This is a genomic window from Afifella aestuarii (assembly GCF_004023665.1).
GTDB lineage: Bacteria > Pseudomonadota > Alphaproteobacteria > Rhizobiales > Afifellaceae > Afifella > Afifella aestuarii.
This window is the reverse complement of sequence record NZ_SAUF01000005.1, coordinates 737,509-755,923: the sequence shown is the minus strand read 5'-3', so window position 1 is coordinate 755,923 and position 18,415 is coordinate 737,509. Positions and strand designations below refer to the sequence as shown.

Below are 18,415 nucleotides of genomic sequence, written 5' to 3'. Positions count from 1 at the left end.
GCCCCGTTGCGCGCCTATTCCTACGCAGGGTGCTTCGGCCGAAGCATCGCCTTGCAGAAGCGTCGCCTCACATTTGTCGCGTTTTGTCGTGTGAAACGGCTCCGTGCGGAGAGTCGCTGTGGCCATTGCGCAACAGCCGCTTAGCGCGAGAAGCTCACCCCCTTAGACCCATTAACAAGCGCCACGTTTCAGTCATAAACGAAGCGCAGGCGGAGCTTTATGGCGAAGGCTCCACCTGGGGCAAGAGTTCATGGGGCTTAGGGGCATGGACGCGAAAAGTTTTGATAAGTCACGTCTGCCAAGCCGCCATGTGACAGAGGGGCCGTCGCGTGCACCGCATCGCTCCTATTACTATGCGATGGGTCTCGGGACTGAGGAAATCCATCAGCCGTTCGTGGGGGTGGCAACCTGCTGGAACGAGGCTGCGCCGTGCAACATTGCGCTGTCGCGACAGGCGCAGGTCGTCAAGAAGGGCGTTGCAGCGGCCAAAGGTACGCCGCGTGAATTCACCACCATTACCGTGACCGATGGGATCGCTATGGGTCACGCCGGGATGAAGGCCTCGCTCGCGTCGCGCGAGGTGATCGCCGATTCCGTCGAGCTGACCATGCGGGGCCATTGCTACGACGCTCTGATCGGTCTTGCCGGCTGCGACAAATCCCTGCCCGGAATGATGATGGCGATGGTGCGCCTCAACGTGCCGTCGATCTTCATCTATGGCGGGACGATCCTTCCCGGCAGTTTTCGCGGTAAGGAGGTCACCGTCCTCGACGTCTTCGAAGGCGTCGGGAAGCATCTGAGCGGCGAGTTCACCGACGAGGATCTTGCCGAGCTGGAAGCGGTTGCCTGTCCTTCAGCCGGCGCGTGCGGGGCGCAGTTCACGGCCAACACCATGGCGACGGTTTCTGAGGCGATCGGGCTCGCTCTGCCGTATTCGGCCGGCGCGCCGGCGCCCTATGAGTTCCGTGACCGTTTCTGCTATGCGGCCGGCGAGCAGATCATGGAGCTTCTCGCGCAGCAGATCCGTCCGCGAGATATCGTGACGCGCAAGGCGTTGGAGAACGCCGCAACGGTGGTTGCAGCCTCGGGTGGATCCACGAATGCCGGGCTGCATCTGCCGGCGATCGCGCATGAATGCGGCATCGACTTCGATCTCTTCGAAGTTGCGAAAATTTTTAAACGTACGCCCTACATTGCCGACCTCAAGCCAGGCGGAAAGTATATCGCCAAGGATATGTTCGAGGCAGGCGGCATCCCGTTGTTGATGAAAACGCTTCTCGATAACGGATTCTTGCACGGAGACTGCATGACAGTCACCGGCCGCACAATTGCCGAAAATCTGGAACATGTTCAGTGGAACGATGAGCAGGACGTGGTTCATCCCGCGAACAAACCGATTAGCCCGACAGGCGGCGTGGTCGGTCTTTCAGGAAATCTCGCCCCTGATGGCGCGATCGTGAAAGTCGCGGGCATGACCAATCTGCGTTTCAAAGGTCCGGCGCGCTGCTTCGATACGGAAGAGGAATGTTTTGAGGCCGTGCGGAGCCGCCAGTACCAGGAGGGAGACGTTCTGGTGATCCGCTATGAAGGCCCGAAAGGTGGGCCTGGCATGCGCGAAATGCTGTCCACGACCTCCTCTCTCTATGGGCAGGGCATGGGCAGCAAAGTGGCGTTGATCACGGATGGACGCTTCTCCGGCGCGACGCGCGGGTTCTGCATCGGCCATGTCGGGCCGGAAGCGGCCGTGGGCGGACCGATCGCTCTCCTTCAGGATGGCGACATCATCGAGATCGATGCTGAGGCCGGGACGATCTCGGTCGAGCTCGACGACACGGAATTGGATCGTCGGCGTCAAAGATGGACGTCGCGCGAGACGGATTATCGCTCCGGCGCTTTGTGGAAATACGCGCAGACCGTCGGAGCGGCGCGAAAAGGTGCCGTGACGCATCCGGGCGGCGCGGCGGAAACGGTGTGCTATGCGGATCAGTAGTGTTCTGCCGGTCGCGTGTCTGGCGGTGGCGATGGCGACGCCTGCCTTCGCCTTCGATCCCGATACGTCGGCCCGCGAGGCGTTTCGTGAAGGATATATCGCCTACAAACAGGGCCACACGGCCGAGGCTCTGGAAGCGCTTTCCTATGCCGCGGACAAGGGGCACACTGCCGCGTTGTGGAAGCTCGGGCGCATCTATGCCACCGGCGACGGTGTCAGCGAGGATGACGCGCACGCCTTTCGGATCTTCGCCAAGATCGCCAACGACTATGCCGACGGCAACCCGCGCGGCTCGGATGCACGCTTTGTCTCCGATGCCTTCGTCGCGCTTGCGGGCTATTTTCGTGACGGGATCGCGGGAACGGTCGTCGCCGATGAGGGGAAGGCCCGGCGGTTTTATTCCTATGCCGCGTCCTACTTCGCAGATCCGGAGGCCCAGTTTCAGCTCGGCATGATGTATCTGAACGGCCGCGGCGGCGAAAAGAACGATCGTCAGGCGGCGCGCTGGCTGAAACTCGCGGCCGACAAGGGCCATGCGCAGGCCCAGGCGGAATTTGGGCGGCTCCTGTTCGACGGCATCGGCATCCGGCGCAATGCGGTGAAAGGGCTGATGTGGCTCTCAATCGCGCGCAATTCCTACCGTGGCGACGACGCCATCCAATCGCTCCATGAGGAGGCCTTTGCGGCTGCGAGCGAGAACGATCGCCGCACGGCTATGGCTCTGGCGGAGGATTACCTCGCCAAGAGCAAGACGAAATAGCTTTCGTCTCTCCTCCGCCTGCGGGCTTCATCTCCTCGCAATCGCTTATCGACGAAGGCTGCCGTCATCCGGTGGATCGCTGTCGTCCAAGCCGTCTCGTGTAGCTAGCGTTCTTCAGACCGAGCCATCCGGGCCGGCATTGCTGCGCGACGCTAATTCCTTCCACTGAGTTTCCGCTTTTTGCCATTGGCTTCCGCCCGGCGATCGGGCATGACTTCGTCATGCGCTTTATGAGGCACGTGCTAGGTGACAGATTCGTCGGTGGCCTGATCGCCATCGTCGTCGCCTATATGCTTCTTTTGCAGGGCGTTTCAGGCGCTTATGCCATCGGCTTCATGGCCGGGGGCAACTCGACCGCCCTGTGCAATCCGCTCGCAACGCCTGACCACAAGGGGGAAGGCAAGAACCACGACAACGGGGTATGTCCCTGTTGTTCTGGGCTCTGTCATTCCTCGAGCCTCATGCTGCCTGCGGTGCCGCAAGATGGCGCTATTCTCCTTTCGGGTTACGGGCCATTTCTTGTGGTTGGCCGCGACGTTAGGGGCAGTGCCTCGCATCCGTCCGAGCTGCGTCTTGCAGCCGAAGCCCGAGCGCCACCCGTTCTCTCCAGCTGACGCCTTTTCCCGTCCGGCCTCTGCCGGTGGTTCTCTTTATGCGCAGATGGAGAAATCGATGCGCCTTGTTGCACACCTCATTGCGGCTGCTCTCGTTTTTGTCGCCATACCCGCTCTCGCTCACGGATACAAGCTCGGCAATCTCGAGATCGGGCATCCCTGGACACGAGCGACGCCGCCTTCGGCCACCGCCGGCGGCGGGTTTTTGAAGATCACGAATACCGGCGATGAGGACGACCGTCTCATCTCCGCGTCATCGTCGATTTCCAGCCGGGTGGAACTTCACACCATGGATATGTCGGGTGGCGTGATGAAGATGCGCCAGCTCGAAGATGGCATCCCGGTTCCGGCCGGAGCGACGGTCGAACTGAAGCCCGGCAGCCTGCATGTCATGTTCATCGATCTGACAGCTCCCATCGAAGAAGGGGCGATCGTCCCGGTCACGCTCACTTTCGAGAGGGCTGGCTCGGTCGACGTGGAAATGCCCGCTTCGGCTGTGGGGGCTCCTGGCCCGAACGGCGATGCGATGAAGATGGACGGGCACACGATGGATAGGCCGGAAAACGGCAAAGCTCAGTGATGTCGATGCGCAAAATTTGGCTGTTCGTTGCGGGAGCGGTAGCGATTCTCGCAGTTTCGGCGGTCTTCGCCGGTCTGCTGACGCCTCCTGAACGGTTGCAGCAAAGCGTTGGGGTGGCCGCCATTGGCGGCCCCTTCACGCTCGTCGATGAGGACGGCAGGACCGTCAGCGAGGAGGATTTCCGCGGCAAGCCGACGGTGATCTATTTCGGTTTCACCTTCTGCCCCGATGTCTGCCCGACGACGCTTTACGAGCTCTCGGGTCTGATCAAGCGGCTGGGGGACGATGCCGAGAAGCTCAATTTCCTCTTCGTCTCGGTCGACTGGGAGCGCGATGGGCCGGAGAAGATGAAGGATTACGTCTCCGCCTTCGATCCGCATATCCGCGGGCTCTCCGGCAACGAAGCGCAGATCGAGGAAATCGCGAAGGCCTATAAGATCTATTACAAGAAGGTCCCGACCGATGATGGCGACTACACGATCGATCACACGGCGTCCGTCTATCTGATGGATCAGGACGGAAAATTCGTCGGAACCCTAAATTACGGTGAGGACAGCGATTCGATGTTCGCAAAGCTGAAGCGGCTTGCCGAAAACGCCTGACCTTCACGTCGGCCTCAGCTGAGTGCGATCCACACCGGGACATGATCTGAGGGCTTTTCCCAGGCACGCACATGCTTGTCGATGCCCACGCCTGCGAGACGGTCGGCGGCTTCGGGCGACAGGAGAAGATGGTCGATGCGGATGCCGTTGTTCTTCTGCCAGGCGCCGGCCTGGTAGTCCCAGAACGTGTAGATGTCGCCCGCATCGGTCACCGCACGCAGGGCGTCTGTCAGGCCCCGTGCGGTAAGCTTCCTGTAGGCATTGCGCGTTTCGGGCTGGAAGAGGGCATCGTCCGTCCACCTTTCCGGGTGACGGGCATCGATCGGCTCCGGGATGATGTTGAAATCGCCGGCCAGAACGAAGGGCTCTTCGAGCGCCAGCCGCTCGTCCACCCAGGTCTCCAGGCGTCCCATCCAGGCGAGCTTGTAGGAGAATTTCTCCGTCCCGATCGGATTGCCATTCGGCATGTACGCGGAGACGACACGGACGATACCGCCGTTGTCGTCCGGCACGATCGCCTCCAGGAAGCGGGCCTGGACGTCGTCTTCGTCGCCGGAAAGACGCGGCGTCACGTCTTCCAGCGGTCGTTTCGACAGGATCGCGACGCCGTTGAAGCCTTTCTGGCCATGCGTGGCGACATTGTAGCCGAGCGCTTCGATCGGTTCGCGCGGGAATGCTTCGTCGACCGATTTGATTTCCTGCAGGCAGACGACGTCGGGGCTCGCTTCTCCGAGCCAGGTGACGAGGCCATCAAGGCGCGCTTTCACGCCGTTGATGTTCCAGGTGGCAATCTTCAACGGCCTGTCCGATCTCTGCGCGCCTTTGTCGGTCGGCGCGTTCTGTGTGTCAGATTGAGAAGCTGGTGCCGCAGCCGCACGAGGCGGTGGCATGCGGGTTTTTGATCTGGAAGGACTGACCCATCAAATCGTCGACGAAGTCGATCACAGCGCCCTCCATAAAGGGAAGCGACATGGAATCGATCAGCACCGTCGCCCCGTCGCGCGCGAGCACGAGATCGTCGTCGTCATGCGGGTCCTGGACGAGATCGTAACGGTACTGAAAGCCGGAACAGCCGCCGCCTTCGACGGAAATCCGCAGCGCCGTCTCCTCAGGCTCGCCGGAGAGAATTTTGGCGATGCGCTTTGCCGCACGATCCGTCAAAACAACCGCCGTCTCCGGGGCTTGTTCGGTCGTCGGGGCGCTGATCGTCGAGGCCTCGGTCATGGTGGCCACCTTGCTCATCTCAATGCATCGTAGCTAAGAAGCACCGCCCCGCAAGTCAATCGTAGCCAGATCATGAGTGCGAGCCTTCCTCGTCATCTCCTCAAGCACGGCGCCCGCTGGAAAGCGCCTTACGCCACAGGCCCGGAAGAGGGGGGTGCCCGTGTGCATGAGGAGACGGAGGATCCTCTGCGTTCGCCGTTCCAGCGTGACCGAGACCGGATCGTGCATTGCACTGCGTTCCGGAGACTGAAGCACAAGACGCAGGTCTTCATCCGGCCGGAAGGTGATCATTTCCGAACGCGGCTGACGCATTCCCTGGAGGTTGCGCAGGTTGCGCGCTCGATTGCGCGTCCCTTGGGTCTCGACGAAGATTTGACGGAGGCGATCGCGCTTGCACACGATCTCGGGCACACGCCGTTCGGCCATGCCGGCGAACGGGCTTTGAGTGCCGCTCTCGGCGAATATGGCGGCTTTGATCATAACGTTCAGAGCCTGCGCGTCGTTACGCGACTGGAGCGGCGCTATGCGCGCTATGACGGTCTCAATCTGTCGCGCGCCTCTTTGGAAGGCCTCGTCAAACACAACGGACCGCTAAAAGGAAAGGTGTCGGCTCTCTCTCCGGTGGTGATGGAGCTCAATGAGGCGCTCGACCTCGATTTGGAAAATTATGCAGGCGCGGAAGCCCAGATCGCTGCGATTTCCGACGACATCGCCTATGATGCGCACGACATCGACGACGGGTTGCGCTCCGGCCTCCTGCATCCCGAAGACCTTGTCGAGGTTCCGCTGACGGCGCGCATCATCGGCGCACTCGATCGAACCTTTCCCGCGCTGGAGCGCTCGCGTTTTGCGGCCGAGCTCACGCGGCGGTTGATTACCGTGATGATCATCGATGTGCTTGTCGAGACGGCCGGGCGGCTTGAGGGTGCGGCGTCGATGCGTGCGGTCACCCATGCCGGCGAGCCGACGGTCGGTTTCTCGCAGAACATGGCGCGCGAGGAGAAGGAGCTGAAAGGCTTCCTCTTTTCGCGGCTTTATCGCCATGAGAGCGTCATGCTAGCGGCCCATGCCGGTGAGGCGATCGTGACGGATCTCTTCGAGCGCCTGCATTCGGAGCCTGAGTTCCTGCCCGACGAGTGGCAGGCAGAGCTCGATATGAGCGATAAACGGAGGCGGGCCCGCCGTGCGGCCGATTATATCGCCGGGATGAGCGACGGCTTTGCAGTTGCCGAGCATCGGCGCCTGTTTGACCACACCCCCGATCTCGGCTAGGGGCCAAGCCTATCAACGGTATGCCGCGTAGATGGCAACGGATATTCCAGCATGAACCTTTTTGATGATTTTGCGGAGCGGGTCCGGGCCGCTATCGCCCGGGTCGTAACGGAAAGCGAGATCGCGCCGGAGCTTCTTGCGCGCGTGGTGGTCGAGCCGCCGCGCGATGCCGCGCACGGCGACCTTGCCACCAACGCTGCGCTGGTGCTCGCAAAACCCCTGGCGATGAAGCCGCGTGATCTCGCGACCAGGCTCGGTGCCGAGCTCTCGCGCCACGACGATGTGGACGCGGTGGAGATTGCCGGCCCTGGCTTCCTCAATTTGCGTCTGGCCCAATCCTTCTGGGCGCGGGAACTCGCGGCCATCCTGAAAGCCGGCGACCGCTATGGCTACGTGCCGGCGGGGCAGGGTGCGGCCGTCAACATCGAATACGTCTCGGCCAACCCCACCGGACCGTTGCATGTCGGCCATTGCCGCGGTGCCGTCGTCGGTGATGCGATCGCAAACCTTTTGGCGGCCTCCGGTCAGGCGGTGACGCGGGAATATTACATCAACGATGCCGGCTCGCAGGTCGATCAGCTCGCGCGCTCCGTCCATCTGCGCTACCGCGAAGCGCTTGGCGAGACGGTCGGCGAGATCCCGAAGGGGCTCTATCCGGGCGATTATCTCGTTCCCGTCGGCACGGCGCTGGCTGATAAATATGGTGATGCGCTCAAGGGCCAGGATGAAGCCGATTGGCTGCCTCTGGTGCGCGACTTCGCGATCGCTGCGATGATGGAGAATATCCGCAACGATCTCGCCAGCCTCAATATCCGTCACGACGTGTTCTTCTCCGAGCGTTCGCTGATGGGGAACGGCCGTGATCGGGTGGCGGAACTCATCGCGTGGCTTGAAGAGCGCGATCTCGTCTATTGGGGAACTCTGCCTCCGCCCAAGGGGCAGGAGAACGAGGACGAAGACTGGGACGAGCGCGAGCAGCTTCTCTTTCGGGCGACGTCGTTCGGTGACGATGTCGACCGGCCGCTGAAGAAAGCGGACGGCAGCTACACCTACTTCGCCTCCGACATCGCCTATCACTTCGACAAGTTCGAGCGCGGCTTCGCTCATATGATCGATGTCTGGGGCGCCGATCACGGCGGCTACGTCAAGCGTATGACGGCCGCGGTTAAAGCCATTTCTGAAGGCAAGGGCGAGCTCGAAGTGCAGCTGTCACAGCTCGTTCGGCTCTTCCGGGCAGGGGAGCCCGTCAGAATGTCGAAGCGGGCGGGCGATCTCGTGACGCTCGCCGACGTTGTCGACGAGGTGGGCCGCGACGCGGTTCGCTTCATGATGCTGACCCGCAAGGCGGATGCGCCGCTCGACTTCGATTTTCAGACCGTGACCGAGCAGTCGAAGGACAATCCGGTTTTCTACGTGCAGTATGCGCATGCGCGCACAGCCTCCGTGCGACGGCAATTTGCGCAGGAAATGCCGGAGGTTGACGAGACACCTGCAGAGCTCGCCTCAGCCGAGCGGCTTATCCGTCTCGAAGACGCTGGCGAGCTCCAGCTCATCAAGCAGCTCTGCGACTGGCCGCGTATCGTGCAGCTTGCCGCCCAGAGCAGAGAGCCGCATCGGATTGCGTATTATCTCTACGATCTAGCGAATTCCTTTCATGTTCACTGGAACAGAGGCAAGGAGTCGCCGCAATTACGCTTCATTAAGCCTGATGATATAGAGATATCAAAAGCGAGGCTTGGCTTGGTGGATGCTGTTGGCATGGTGATCCGAGCGGGCTTGTCGGTGCTCGGGGTCGAGGCGCCCAAGGAGATGCGCTGAGTCTCAGGAGCGCCCGGCGTTACCGGAACAACGCGTAAGGTTTCCCGATGGCGGATGAACGTCCGAAAACCTCCTACTTGCATCATGGCCCCGGCGGCGGACCTGCCGGCCCCGAGGAGGAGGATCCGCTCGTCGAGCTGGCGCGTATCGTCAGTGAAGACAGCTCATATTATCGTCCGTCGCCACGTAGCGAGGCTGCCCCAGCGAGGCGGGAGCCCGACGTGGACGCGTTCTCATCCGAACTCGAGGCCGAGCTGATGCGCGAGTTCGAGCAATCGAACCGTGCGCGCCAGCCCGAAACCTACGCGCCTGAGCCCTACACACCCAAGACCTACACGCGTGCGGAACCCCGGTTCGTGCCCGAGCCTCCGCAACGGCCGGAAGAGCCGGCACATTGGCAGAGCCACGAGCCGCGTGCCGAGCACCCTCTTGCATCTCTGGTGACACGGTTTCCGAGCGGTCCTGCCGCCGAGGAATTTGACGACGAGAGATCTGCCTCCGAGGACCGTTATCCGGCCTCTGAGCCATATGGCGCGTATGAGGATTCGCGTCAGTCTCCCGGTTATGAAGAGGCGGCGCAGGAGCCTTATGATGCTCCGGAAGGTCCGTACGCCCAATCCCATCATGATGCGGCTCGAGATTTTGCGCATTGGATGGAGCATGAACTCCCGGGCGAGCTCGCGGCCCAGTCGGAGAGGAAGGAGCCGTCATGGTCGGAGCCGCAGCATGGCGGCGCCGATTATGGACAATCGGATTATGGGGAATCGGACCGGTCCGATCTTACCGAGGATGAGCGTGTCTCGGAGGTGCGCGAGCCGCGCGCACCCTATGTCCCGCACGTCCAGGCCGGCGCCCCGCGCACGGAGCGCGACTGGCCCGCAAGCGATGATCTCGCCGACACCCCCGAGCCGAGCCACGAAGAATTTCCGTTCCTTGTCGACAGTGATCCACTCGTCAGTCGCGCCGACGGCGATCCCGATGGTCAGATCCGTATGGATGATGAGGGCGATGGACGCAAAGGACGCCGCAAAGGCCTGATGGCGCTTGCCGCCGTGTTGGGCGTCGTTGTTGTCGGTGGCGGCGTCATTGCCATGCTTGGCGGAGGTGAGGGCGATTCAGATGGGACCGTTCCCGTCATCACCGCCGATGGCAGCGACGTGAAAGTGGCCGTCGAAAGCCCGGGAGACAACAAAGACGACGAGGTCGGCCAAGCCGTGTTCGACCGCGTCTCTGGCCGCAACCCCGAGACCGACGAAAAGCTCGTCGACCGGAACGAAGAGCCGCGGGAAATCGCTCGCATCGTGTTGCCGAACGCACAAGAGGGTGAGGCCGCCGATGATGGAGCCGCCGCGGTAGACGATGACGGCAAGATCTCCGCGCGCATTTCGGACGATACGGCTCAGCCGCAGGTCGGGCCACAGGTCACACCGATTGGGCCCAAGAAGGTTCGCACTTTGACGGTCCGTCCGGATGGCACGATCGTGGAAAACGCTCCCGATAGTCAGGCAGCTACCCCTCAGGAGCCGAGGGAACTCGCCGGGCCCGCGCCAGCGACAGACCCGGAGCCCGTCCAGGTGCAGAGCGTGCGCGTGCAGCCAGAAGACGGCGGTATGCCTGCTGACGAAAGCGGAAGTAACGCGCAAGCGGGAGCGGAGCCGAATGGGCTCGGCGAAACGCCGACTGCCGCCGAAACGCCGAGCTTCGACATTGCGAACCTGCCGCAGGCGCGACCGACTGTGCCGGATCTCGTCGCACCGTCCCCCAGTTCGGCGCAAACCGCGCCGCAGCCGGCGGCGTCGGCCTCTTCCTTGACCGCCTCGGCGCCGACTTCGAATGCGTCAGAGCCGCAGGTCGCCTCCACGGCGCCGGCCGGATGGGCGGTTCAGGTCAGCTCCCAGCGTTCAGAAGAGCAGGCCCGGTCGTCCTACAGCAATCTGCAGCGTCGTTTTCCGCAGCTTCTCGGAGGCCAGGAGGCCATGATCCTTCAGGCCGATCTCGGCGACAAAGGCATCTATTACCGTGTCCGCGTCGGCCCGATGGCTTCGCGCGAGGCGGCGATCTCGTTGTGCGAGAATCTGCAGAGCGCCGGCGGCAGTTGCTTCGTAACGCAGTAGAACTCCACGCAGGATATCGATCTGAATGATGGCGAAGGCCTTCGCTTGCGGCCTCGCCGGGCTCACGCTCGGCGAGGAAGAACGCGCTTTCTTGCGCGATGAAAAACCCTGGGGCGTGATTCTCTTTGCCCGCAACATCCAAGATGCGGGCCAGATCCGGCGCCTGACCGACAGTGTCCGCGAGACGCTCGACCGTCCCGACGTTCCGATCTTGATCGACCAGGAAGGCGGCCGCGTCCAACGTATTCGTCCGCCGGTGGTGCGCTCCTATCCTCCGGCGAAGCGTTTCGGTGACATCTACAAGGCCGATCCGATTTCCGGCATCGAGGCGGCACAGCTTGCCGCCAAGCTGATGGCGCTCGACCTCGTCGAACTCGGCATCAACGTGGATTGCCTGCCGGTTCTCGATGTGCCGGGGCCGGGCAGCCACGATATCATCGGCGATCGCGCCTATGGGGACACGGTCGACATGGTGGTGACGCTCGGTGGTGCTGTCATGACCGGACTGAGGGCCGGTGGAGTGACGCCGGTGATCAAGCATCTGCCTGGGCATGGTCGCGCGGCTTCCGACAGCCATGAGGAGCTTCCCGTCGTCGATGCGGATCTGGCGGCACTCGAGGCCGTCGATTTCGCGCCGTTTCGGATGTTGGCCACGCGGGCATCCCTCGGCATCGTGGCGCATGTCGTCTATTCCGCGGTGGACGACGCCCAGCCGGCCACGCATTCCGCGGCAATCATCGCTAACATCATCCGTGAGCGAATCGGTTTTGATGGTCTGCTGATGACTGACGACATCTCCATGAAGGCGCTGAGCGGCAGTCCGGCCGAACGCTCCAGGCGTGCGATCGCCGCAGGCTGCGACATCGTCCTTCACTGCAATGGCGAGATGGAGGAGATGCGCGAGGTGGCGAATTCCGTTCCGGAGCTTTCCGGCAATGCGCTTGAGCGCGCCGAGACGTCCCTTGTTGCAAGGGTTGCCGACGAGGTCGGAGACCGGGCGTTCTTGCACGAGCGGTTGTCGCAGTTGCTGGGATCAGACAGGGTTCTTGGATGAGTGCTGCGGCGGATGCTTTCGAGGAAGATACGCCCGTCGACGACGCCGACGTGCTGCTTGTCGACGTCGACGGTTTCGAAGGCCCGCTCGACCTGCTTCTTGCTCTCGCCCGCAGTCAGAAGGTCGATCTGACAAAAATTTCCGTGTTGGCTTTGGCCGAGCAGTATCTCGTTTTCATCGATCATGCACGGAAGCTGCATCTGCAGATCGCTGCCGACTACCTCGTGATGGCGGCGTGGCTCGCCTATCTCAAGTCGCGGCTTCTTCTGCCCGATCCCGAACCGATGGAAGAACCGTCTGGCGAGGAAATGGCGGCGCGGCTCGCTTTCCGCCTGAAGCGCCTTCAGGCCATGCGCGACGCGGCCGAGAGGCTGTCAGACCGGGACAAGCTCGGGTCCGGCTTTTTTGAGCGCGGTATGCCGGAAGCCATCGCCAGCGACCGCACGATGCGATGGGGCGCGGAGCTTTACGATCTCTTGCAGTCTTATTCGGCATTGCGTGCGCGCCAGTTTGCGAGCTTCGTGAAGGTGAAGAAGCGCAAGGTCATCGGGCTGCAGGAAGCGCGCGATCGCCTCATGCGCCTGATCGGCGAAGATGCGACCTGGATGCCGATGGACACCTATCTGACCGAGTTTCTGGCCAAGCCGGAATTGCGGGCGACAGCCCGAGCGAGTGCGCTTTCGGCAAGCCTCGAACTGGTGCGGGAGGGCAAGCTGGAACTGACGCAGTCCTCCAATTTTGCGCCTCTCTACGTGCGGCGGAGGTCTGCTTCGCTGGAGGCGAAGCGTGCCTGATCTTTTCGCCAGCGGCAGCAACGTCACCAGCCTATCGCCGGAGGATCGCCGGCTGCATTTGCGGATGCTCGAAGCGATGTTGTTCGCCTCGGCGAAGCCCATGAGCGAGGCGGAGCTGGCCGCCAAGATGCCCGAGGGCGTGACGGTCGATGTGCTCTTGCACGAATTGCAGACCGCTTATGCGAGCCGGGGCGTCAATCTGAGGCGCATCGGCGATCGTTGGGCATTTCGCACTGCGAGCGATCTCGGCTTTCTGTTGCAGGAGCACAAGGTCGAGGAGCGCAAGCTCTCTCGGGCCGCGATGGAGACGCTCGCCATCATCGCCTACCACCAGCCGGTCACGCGTGCGGAGATCGAAGAGGTGAGGGGCGTTTCGACCTCCAAGGGTACGCTGGATGTTCTTCTGGAGACAGGTTGGGTGCGGCCGCGGGGGCGTCGGCGTTCGCCTGGGCGCCCGCTGACTTTCGGGACGACGAACGAATTTCTCGATCATTTCGGACTTGCAGCGATCGGCGATCTGCCGGGTCTCCTCGACCTGAAGGCAGCAGGCCTTCTGAACGCCAATATTCCGCCGGGCTTCGAAGCGCCTCCTGCCTTTGGGAGCGAGGCGCTGCGGGACGACGAAGAGCCTTTGGATGGCGACTGAGGAATTGATAGGGCGCCTCAACGATTGTCAGAAATCGGCACATTTTTACCCTTGCCGATCTGCGGCAAAACGCCGGCTATTTCAGCCTCAATCTCACCGCTCTTGTGGATGAGCGTCGCTTGCCGAGGCGGACCTTGCGGAAGGTTTCGTCTCTTTCGGACTGCGCAGAATTCGATGTGGCTTTGAAGGATCGGGCCACTTATATCACTCCGAGACTTTGTGGAGGAAACGCTGGTCCACCGGATCTCAATGTCGACCGTAACTCCGTGATGCGGCAGGGGATCGGAGAAGAGGACGAGTTGATGCGAATCCGGCGATTTGCAATAGTCCCGCGACCGGCCGTGGCGAGTTTTGAAAGGTTTATCCTATGTCGATAGGCTTCTGGCAGATCGTTATCATCGCGATCATCATCGTGCTCCTGTTCGGGCGCGGAAAGATCTCTGACCTGATGGGTGATGTCGCCAAAGGCATCAAGAGCTTCAAGACGGGCCTGCAGGACGACGACGACACCACCACGTCGACGAACCAGTCCCGGACCATCGAGCACAACGACCCCGCCAGCGTGGAGCCGGCGGAGAAGAAGAACAAGGTCGGCTAACGGCATCGGCCACGGCGAACCCAGCACAATCTATGTTTGAGCTCGGCCATGTTTGATATCGGCTGGACTGAACTGGTGGTGATCGCCGGTGTGGCGATTATCGTCGTCGGGCCGAAAGATCTGCCGGGGATGCTGCGCACGTTCGGCAAGACGATGGGCCAGATCCGTCGCACCGCGAACGATTTCAAACGTCAGCTCGACGATGCTCTGAAAGAGGCTGAGCGGCAGGCCGGGCTGGACGAAACCCGGCAGTCTCTGCAATCGATTTCCAAGATGGACCCGCTCGCTGGCGTCAAGAAGGACGTCGAGGCCGCCGCCAATCGGAGCGGCCAGAAGTCGGCGACAGAGACGGTGCCATCCGCTCTGGCGCCCACAGAGGAGACGCCTTCCGCATCGACCGAACCCGCGTCGGCCGAACCTGAAACGGCGGAGCCTGCGACGGGTGTGGACGAGGGCGCGGCACCGGCGGAAGAAAAGGTGCAGGACGTGGCGTCGAGCAAGGATGACGGGGTGGCCGAAGAAGCTCCCGACAGCAGAGGCGGAAGCCCGCGCACGAGCGACGCAGCATGAGCGACGACGATATCGAAGCCTCACGGGCGCCGTTGATCGAACATCTGATCGAACTGCGTCAGCGTCTTCTGCGCGCCTTGATCGCAATCGCGATCGCCTTCGTGGTCTGCTTCTATTTTGCGGACCAGATCTTCAATCTGCTGATCATTCCCTATGAGCGCGCAGCCGGTGCGGACCGCAGCATCCGTCTGATTTTTACCGCTCCGCAGGAGTATTTTTTCACGCAGATGAAGCTCGCCTTCTTTGGCGCGCTCTTCCTGGCCTTCCCGGTCATTGCCAATCAGATCTACAAATTCGTGGCGCCGGGGCTCTACAAGCATGAACGTCAGGCTTTCTATCCCTACCTGATCGCCACGCCGATCCTCTTCATCATCGGCGCGGCGCTCGTTTATTTCGCGGTGATGCCGCTTGCGCTCGCCTTCTTCCTGTCGATGGAACAGACAGGTGGGGCCGGGCGCGCATCGATCGAGCTTCTGCCGAAGGTGAACGAGTATCTCAGCCTCATCATGACGCTGATTTTTGCCTTTGGCCTCGTGTTCCAGCTTCCGGTCGTCCTGACGCTTCTCGGCCGCGTCGGGATCGTCGATGCGGCGATCCTCAAGGCCAAGCGCAAATACGCCATCATGATCGCCTTCATCCTGGCGGCGATCCTTACGCCGCCTGATCCGATCAGCCAGATCGGTCTCGCTTTGCCGACAATTCTTCTCTACGAAATCTCCATCTACGCCGTTCGGCGGGTGGAACTGAAGAATGCTGCAAGGGACGAGGAAGCTGCGACATAGTCGGGTGAACCTGGTCTTGGACGGCTGAAGTCATCCAGATCGACGGATCTTCCTCAACGCGAGACTTGACCGCTGCCGTCGTTGCGTTACGCCCTGCGGCCATAGACAAGCACGCGGAGTCGCCGCAAGGCGTCCAGCAGAGGTTCGCGAAAGATGCTCGACATCACATGGATTCGCCAAGATCCGCAGGCGCTCGACCGCGCTCTTGCTGATCGAGGGGCGGAGCCGGCCGCTCAACGCCTGATCGATATCGACGATGAGCGACGCGCTCATATCCGTCAATTGCAGGAAGCGCAGAACGCGCGCAATCAGGCTTCGAAACAGATCGGCAAGGCGAAGGCGTCCGGCGATGAAGCCGCGGCCCAAAACCTCATCGACGAGGTTGCCAAGCTGAAGAGTGCCATCCAGGAGGGCGAAGCTCAGGAGCGGGCGCTCGAGGAAGCGCTGCGAACGGCGCTCGCCGAAATCCCGAACGTTCCCTTGCCCGACGTGCCCGTGGGCCCCGACGAAACGGCCAATGTCGAGCTGCGCCTCTTCGGCGATCCAATGTTGAGCGATAGCGCGCCGGAGCATTACGAGATCGGTGAGGCTCTCGGCCTGATGGACTTTGAAAGCGCGGCAAAACTCTCCGGCTCGCGCTTCGTGGTGCTCAAGGGCCAGCTCGCGCGTCTGGAGCGGGCACTCGGCCAGTTCATGCTCGATCTTCATACGAGCGAGCATGGCTACACGGAGGTCGCGCCGCCGACCCTGGTGCGGGATGATGCGCTTTTTGGCACTGCGCAGCTGCCGAAGTTTGCCGAAGATCTCTATGCGACCGCAGCCGTCGATGACGATGAAGCCGCGGCCGCGCGTCTCTGGCTCATTCCGACGGCGGAAGTGCCGCTCACCAATCTCGTTCGTGAGACGATCCTCGAAGAAGCGGAGCTGCCGCTCCGCTTCACGGCGTTGACGCCTTGTTTCAGGTCGGAAGCGGGTTCGGCCGGGCGCGATACGCGCGGCATGCTGCGGCAGCATCAGTTCAACAAGGTCGAGCTCGTCTCCATCACCAGCCAGCAGGCGAGCCTCGAAGAGCATGAGCGCATGACGGCGTGTGCCGAAACGGTGCTCAAAAAGCTCGGATTGCCATACCGCGTCATGGTTCTCTCGACGGGTGACATGGGATTTTCCGCGCGGCGCACTTACGACATCGAAGTCTGGCTGCCAGGGCAGGGCGCCTACCGGGAAATCTCGTCGTGTTCCGTGTGCGGCGACTTCCAGGCGCGTCGGATGAACGCCCGCTACCGGGCCGAAGGCGAAAAGCAGCCGAAGTTCGTGCATACGTTGAACGGTTCCGGCGTGGCGGTCGGGCGTGCCCTGATCGCCGTCATGGAGAATTACCGCAATGACGATGGCTCGATCACGGTGCCGGAGGTGCTGCGGCGTTATATGGGTGGCATGGAGCGGATCGGCGCATGAAGATTCTCGTCACCAACGATGATGGAATCCATGCTCCGGGCCTGAAGGTCGCGGAGGAGATCGCGCGCGCGCTTTCCGACGATGTGTGGGTGGTCGCGCCTGAGACGGATCAATCCGGTGTGGCGCATGCCTTGACCCTGAGTGATCCTCTGCGCTTGCGAGAGGTGGACGAACGCCATTTCGCCGTGCGCGGAACGCCGACGGATTGCGTGATCATGGCCTCGAAGGTCGTCATCGGCGAAAAGCCGGATCTGGTGATCTCTGGCGTCAATCGGGGACAGAACATCGCCGACGATGTGAGCTATTCCGGTACGGTTGCGGGTGCGATCGAAGGGACGATCCTCGGGATTCGCTCCTTCGCTCTGTCGCAGGCGTTCGGGGCGGACACGATCGACGATCCGAGATGGGATTGCGCGAGAGCGCATGCCCCTGGGATCATCGAGCGCGTGCTCGGTTTGCAGCTGGCGCCAGGCGTTCTCATCAACGTCAACTTTCCCAATCGAACAGCTGACGATGTTTCGGGCGTTCTTCTCACGCGCCAGGGAAAGCGCGCCGCCGACTGGATGCATATCGACGAACGTCGCGACGGGCGCGGGCGGCCGTATTTCTGGATCGCCTTCAAGCACTCGAAGATGGAGCCGCCCCCGGAGACCGATCTGGCGGCGCTCGCGCAGGGCTATATTTCCGTCACGCCCTTGTCTCTGGACATGACCGATGAGCCTGCCCGCCAGGAGCTCACACGCCATTTCACGGCTCCAAGCGGGGCAAAACGGGCATCTTCGTGAACGACGATCCTGCAATCGAGCCAGATCCGGAGGCGCGAGTTCGGCTGGCCAGCCTCATTTTGAGGCTGCGTGAACTCGGTATTTCCGACCGAAAGGTGCTCGGGGCGATCGAGACGGTGCCGCGCGAGGCTTTCGTCCCAGATCTCTATCGAGACGATGCCTATCTCGATCGCGCCTTGCCGATCGAATGCGGGCAGACCATCAGTGCGCCTTCCGTGGTTGCAATGATGACGGCGGCGCTTGAGCTCGAACCGCGTCACCATGTTCTGGAGATCGGTACCGGGTCCGGCTATCAGGCCGCCATTCTCGCCAGGCTTTCGCGCCGGGTCACGACGCTCGAGCGCTATCGGACGCTGTTGGAGCTGGCGCAGACGCGCTGGGATCTTCTCGGCATCACAAATATCGCCGGCATTGTCGCCGACGGGTCGAAGGGATGGCCGACACAGGCGCCCTTCGATCGGATCCTGGTCACGGCTGCGGCGGCCGTTGCGCCCGCCAAACTCGTCGCACAGCTGGTCGATGGCGGCATTCTCGTTGCGCCGGTCGGACCTGTCGATGCCGTGCAGCGGCTGACGCTTTTCCGTAAAGAGGGGACACGGGTGGACACCCGCGATCTCGGCGCCGTCCGTTTCGTGCCGCTGATCGAAGGAATTGCCCGCAATCTTTGATTTTCGGTTCGTTTTGCCGGCGTCCCTTAACGCCTTTTCAATGTTAATGCTTTTACATCACGTCAGCATCCCCAATGCCTGCGTGAGTT

The 18,415-nt window shown here is 62.0% G+C and carries 19 protein-coding genes; 17 read left to right on the top strand and 2 right to left on the bottom strand.

Features of this window, described 5'->3' with window-relative positions; translation table 11 throughout:
- The first annotated feature begins 265 nt into the window (after nt 1-265).
- From ilvD to EO094_RS17615, 5 genes are all read left to right on the top strand, one after another.
- Nucleotides 266-1,990: a dihydroxy-acid dehydratase gene (ilvD, locus tag EO094_RS17635; RefSeq protein WP_128294162.1), complete on the top strand. Its 1,725-nt coding sequence runs from the start codon at nt 266-268 to the stop codon at nt 1,988-1,990.
- Nucleotides 1,977-2,750, top strand: a complete 774-nt coding sequence (locus tag EO094_RS17630; RefSeq protein ID WP_128294161.1) for a tetratricopeptide repeat protein — start codon at nt 1,977-1,979, stop codon at nt 2,748-2,750. Before ilvD ends, EO094_RS17630 begins: the two co-directional genes overlap by 14 nt.
- Before the next feature lie 239 nt (nt 2,751-2,989).
- Nucleotides 2,990-3,364 carry a hypothetical protein gene (locus tag EO094_RS17625; RefSeq protein ID WP_128294160.1) on the top strand — a complete coding sequence of 125 codons (375 nt, stop codon included), beginning with the start codon at nt 2,990-2,992 and terminating at the stop codon, nt 3,362-3,364.
- 58 nt (nt 3,365-3,422) lie between these two features.
- Nucleotides 3,423-3,944, top strand: coding sequence for a copper chaperone PCu(A)C (locus tag EO094_RS17620; protein ID WP_128294159.1), 522 nt, complete (start codon nt 3,423-3,425; stop codon nt 3,942-3,944).
- 5 nt (nt 3,945-3,949) lie between these two features.
- Nucleotides 3,950-4,546, top strand: coding sequence for an SCO family protein (locus EO094_RS17615; protein WP_342772748.1), 597 nt, complete (start codon nt 3,950-3,952; stop codon nt 4,544-4,546).
- Nucleotides 4,547-4,560: 14 nt separating this feature from the next.
- Here the strand turns inward: EO094_RS17615 and xth are convergent, their stop codons facing one another.
- Nucleotides 4,561-5,343 (bottom strand): exodeoxyribonuclease III, encoded by a 783-nt coding sequence (gene xth, locus EO094_RS17610; RefSeq protein ID WP_246008589.1) that lies wholly within the window; start codon nt 5,341-5,343, stop codon nt 4,561-4,563.
- Between the two features lie 49 nt (nt 5,344-5,392).
- On the bottom strand, nt 5,393-5,770 hold the full coding sequence (gene erpA, locus EO094_RS17605; protein ID WP_128294342.1) for an iron-sulfur cluster insertion protein ErpA: 378 nt from the start codon (nt 5,768-5,770) through the stop codon (nt 5,393-5,395).
- Nucleotides 5,771-5,842: 72 nt separating this feature from the next.
- Between erpA and EO094_RS17600 the strand changes: the two genes are divergently transcribed.
- The 12 genes from EO094_RS17600 to EO094_RS17545 all read left to right on the top strand — a co-directional run bounded on the left by EO094_RS17600 (nt 5,843) and on the right by EO094_RS17545 (nt 18,326).
- On the top strand, nt 5,843-7,042 hold the full coding sequence (locus EO094_RS17600; protein ID WP_128294156.1) for a deoxyguanosinetriphosphate triphosphohydrolase: 1,200 nt from the start codon (nt 5,843-5,845) through the stop codon (nt 7,040-7,042).
- 51 nt (nt 7,043-7,093) lie between these two features.
- Nucleotides 7,094-8,860, top strand: a complete 1,767-nt coding sequence (gene argS, locus EO094_RS17595; RefSeq protein ID WP_128294155.1) for an arginine--tRNA ligase — start codon at nt 7,094-7,096, stop codon at nt 8,858-8,860.
- Nucleotides 8,861-9,081: 221 nt separating this feature from the next.
- A complete protein-coding gene (locus tag EO094_RS17590) occupies nt 9,082-10,974 on the top strand; it encodes an SPOR domain-containing protein (RefSeq protein ID WP_164879714.1) in 1,893 nt (630 codons plus the stop codon).
- 25 nt (nt 10,975-10,999) lie between these two features.
- Nucleotides 11,000-12,028 (top strand): beta-N-acetylhexosaminidase, encoded by a 1,029-nt coding sequence (gene nagZ / locus EO094_RS17585; protein ID WP_128294153.1) that lies wholly within the window; start codon nt 11,000-11,002, stop codon nt 12,026-12,028.
- Nucleotides 12,025-12,822: a segregation and condensation protein A gene (locus EO094_RS17580; RefSeq protein ID WP_128294152.1), complete on the top strand. Its 798-nt coding sequence runs from the start codon at nt 12,025-12,027 to the stop codon at nt 12,820-12,822. The genes nagZ and EO094_RS17580 overlap by 4 nt, the downstream gene beginning before the upstream one ends.
- Entirely contained in the window at nt 12,815-13,468 is a 654-nt protein-coding gene (scpB, locus tag EO094_RS17575) for an SMC-Scp complex subunit ScpB (RefSeq protein WP_246008588.1), read from the top strand. The genes EO094_RS17580 and scpB overlap by 8 nt, the downstream gene beginning before the upstream one ends.
- Nucleotides 13,469-13,835: 367 nt before the next feature.
- Entirely contained in the window at nt 13,836-14,066 is a 231-nt protein-coding gene (locus tag EO094_RS17570) for a twin-arginine translocase TatA/TatE family subunit (protein ID WP_128294151.1), read from the top strand.
- 48 nt (nt 14,067-14,114) lie between these two features.
- Complete coding sequence (tatB, locus tag EO094_RS17565; RefSeq protein WP_128294150.1) at nt 14,115-14,636, top strand: Sec-independent protein translocase protein TatB; 522 nt, start codon at nt 14,115-14,117, stop codon at nt 14,634-14,636.
- Nucleotides 14,633-15,418 (top strand): twin-arginine translocase subunit TatC, encoded by a 786-nt coding sequence (gene tatC, locus EO094_RS17560; protein ID WP_092816139.1) that lies wholly within the window; start codon nt 14,633-14,635, stop codon nt 15,416-15,418. The genes tatB and tatC overlap by 4 nt, the downstream gene beginning before the upstream one ends.
- 153 nt (nt 15,419-15,571) lie before the next feature.
- A complete protein-coding gene (serS, locus tag EO094_RS17555; protein ID WP_128294149.1) occupies nt 15,572-16,873 on the top strand; it encodes a serine--tRNA ligase in 1,302 nt (433 codons plus the stop codon).
- Nucleotides 16,870-17,658: a 5'/3'-nucleotidase SurE gene (surE, locus tag EO094_RS17550; RefSeq protein WP_128294148.1), complete on the top strand. Its 789-nt coding sequence runs from the start codon at nt 16,870-16,872 to the stop codon at nt 17,656-17,658. Before serS ends, surE begins: the two co-directional genes overlap by 4 nt.
- Nucleotides 17,655-18,326 carry a protein-L-isoaspartate(D-aspartate) O-methyltransferase gene (locus EO094_RS17545; RefSeq protein WP_205649959.1) on the top strand — a complete coding sequence of 224 codons (672 nt, stop codon included), beginning with the start codon at nt 17,655-17,657 and terminating at the stop codon, nt 18,324-18,326. The genes surE and EO094_RS17545 overlap by 4 nt, the downstream gene beginning before the upstream one ends.
- The last annotated feature ends 89 nt before the right edge of the window (nt 18,327-18,415 follow it).

What these genes read in the sequence shown, in the direction of transcription:
- EO094_RS17615 (WP_342772748.1), top strand. Translation starts at nt 3,950, where the DNA reads ATGCGCAAAATTTGGCTGTTCGTTGCGGGAGCGGTAGCGATTCTCGCA.
- ilvD (WP_128294162.1), top strand. Translation starts at nt 266, where the DNA reads ATGGACGCGAAAAGTTTTGATAAGTCACGTCTGCCAAGCCGCCATGTG.
- serS (WP_128294149.1), top strand. Translation starts at nt 15,572, where the DNA reads ATGCTCGACATCACATGGATTCGCCAAGATCCGCAGGCGCTCGACCGC.
- argS (WP_128294155.1), top strand. Translation starts at nt 7,094, where the DNA reads ATGAACCTTTTTGATGATTTTGCGGAGCGGGTCCGGGCCGCTATCGCC.
- EO094_RS17620 (WP_128294159.1), top strand. Translation starts at nt 3,423, where the DNA reads ATGCGCCTTGTTGCACACCTCATTGCGGCTGCTCTCGTTTTTGTCGCC.
- EO094_RS17570 (WP_128294151.1), top strand. Translation starts at nt 13,836, where the DNA reads ATGTCGATAGGCTTCTGGCAGATCGTTATCATCGCGATCATCATCGTG.
- tatB (WP_128294150.1), top strand. Translation starts at nt 14,115, where the DNA reads ATGTTTGATATCGGCTGGACTGAACTGGTGGTGATCGCCGGTGTGGCG.
- erpA (WP_128294342.1), bottom strand. Translation starts at nt 5,770, where the DNA reads ATGACCGAGGCCTCGACGATCAGCGCCCCGACGACCGAACAAGCCCCG.
- nagZ (WP_128294153.1), top strand. Translation starts at nt 11,000, where the DNA reads ATGATGGCGAAGGCCTTCGCTTGCGGCCTCGCCGGGCTCACGCTCGGC.
- EO094_RS17630 (WP_128294161.1), top strand. Translation starts at nt 1,977, where the DNA reads ATGCGGATCAGTAGTGTTCTGCCGGTCGCGTGTCTGGCGGTGGCGATG.
- EO094_RS17600 (WP_128294156.1), top strand. Translation starts at nt 5,843, where the DNA reads ATGAGTGCGAGCCTTCCTCGTCATCTCCTCAAGCACGGCGCCCGCTGG.
- EO094_RS17580 (WP_128294152.1), top strand. Translation starts at nt 12,025, where the DNA reads ATGAGTGCTGCGGCGGATGCTTTCGAGGAAGATACGCCCGTCGACGAC.
- surE (WP_128294148.1), top strand. Translation starts at nt 16,870, where the DNA reads ATGAAGATTCTCGTCACCAACGATGATGGAATCCATGCTCCGGGCCTG.
- tatC (WP_092816139.1), top strand. Translation starts at nt 14,633, where the DNA reads ATGAGCGACGACGATATCGAAGCCTCACGGGCGCCGTTGATCGAACAT.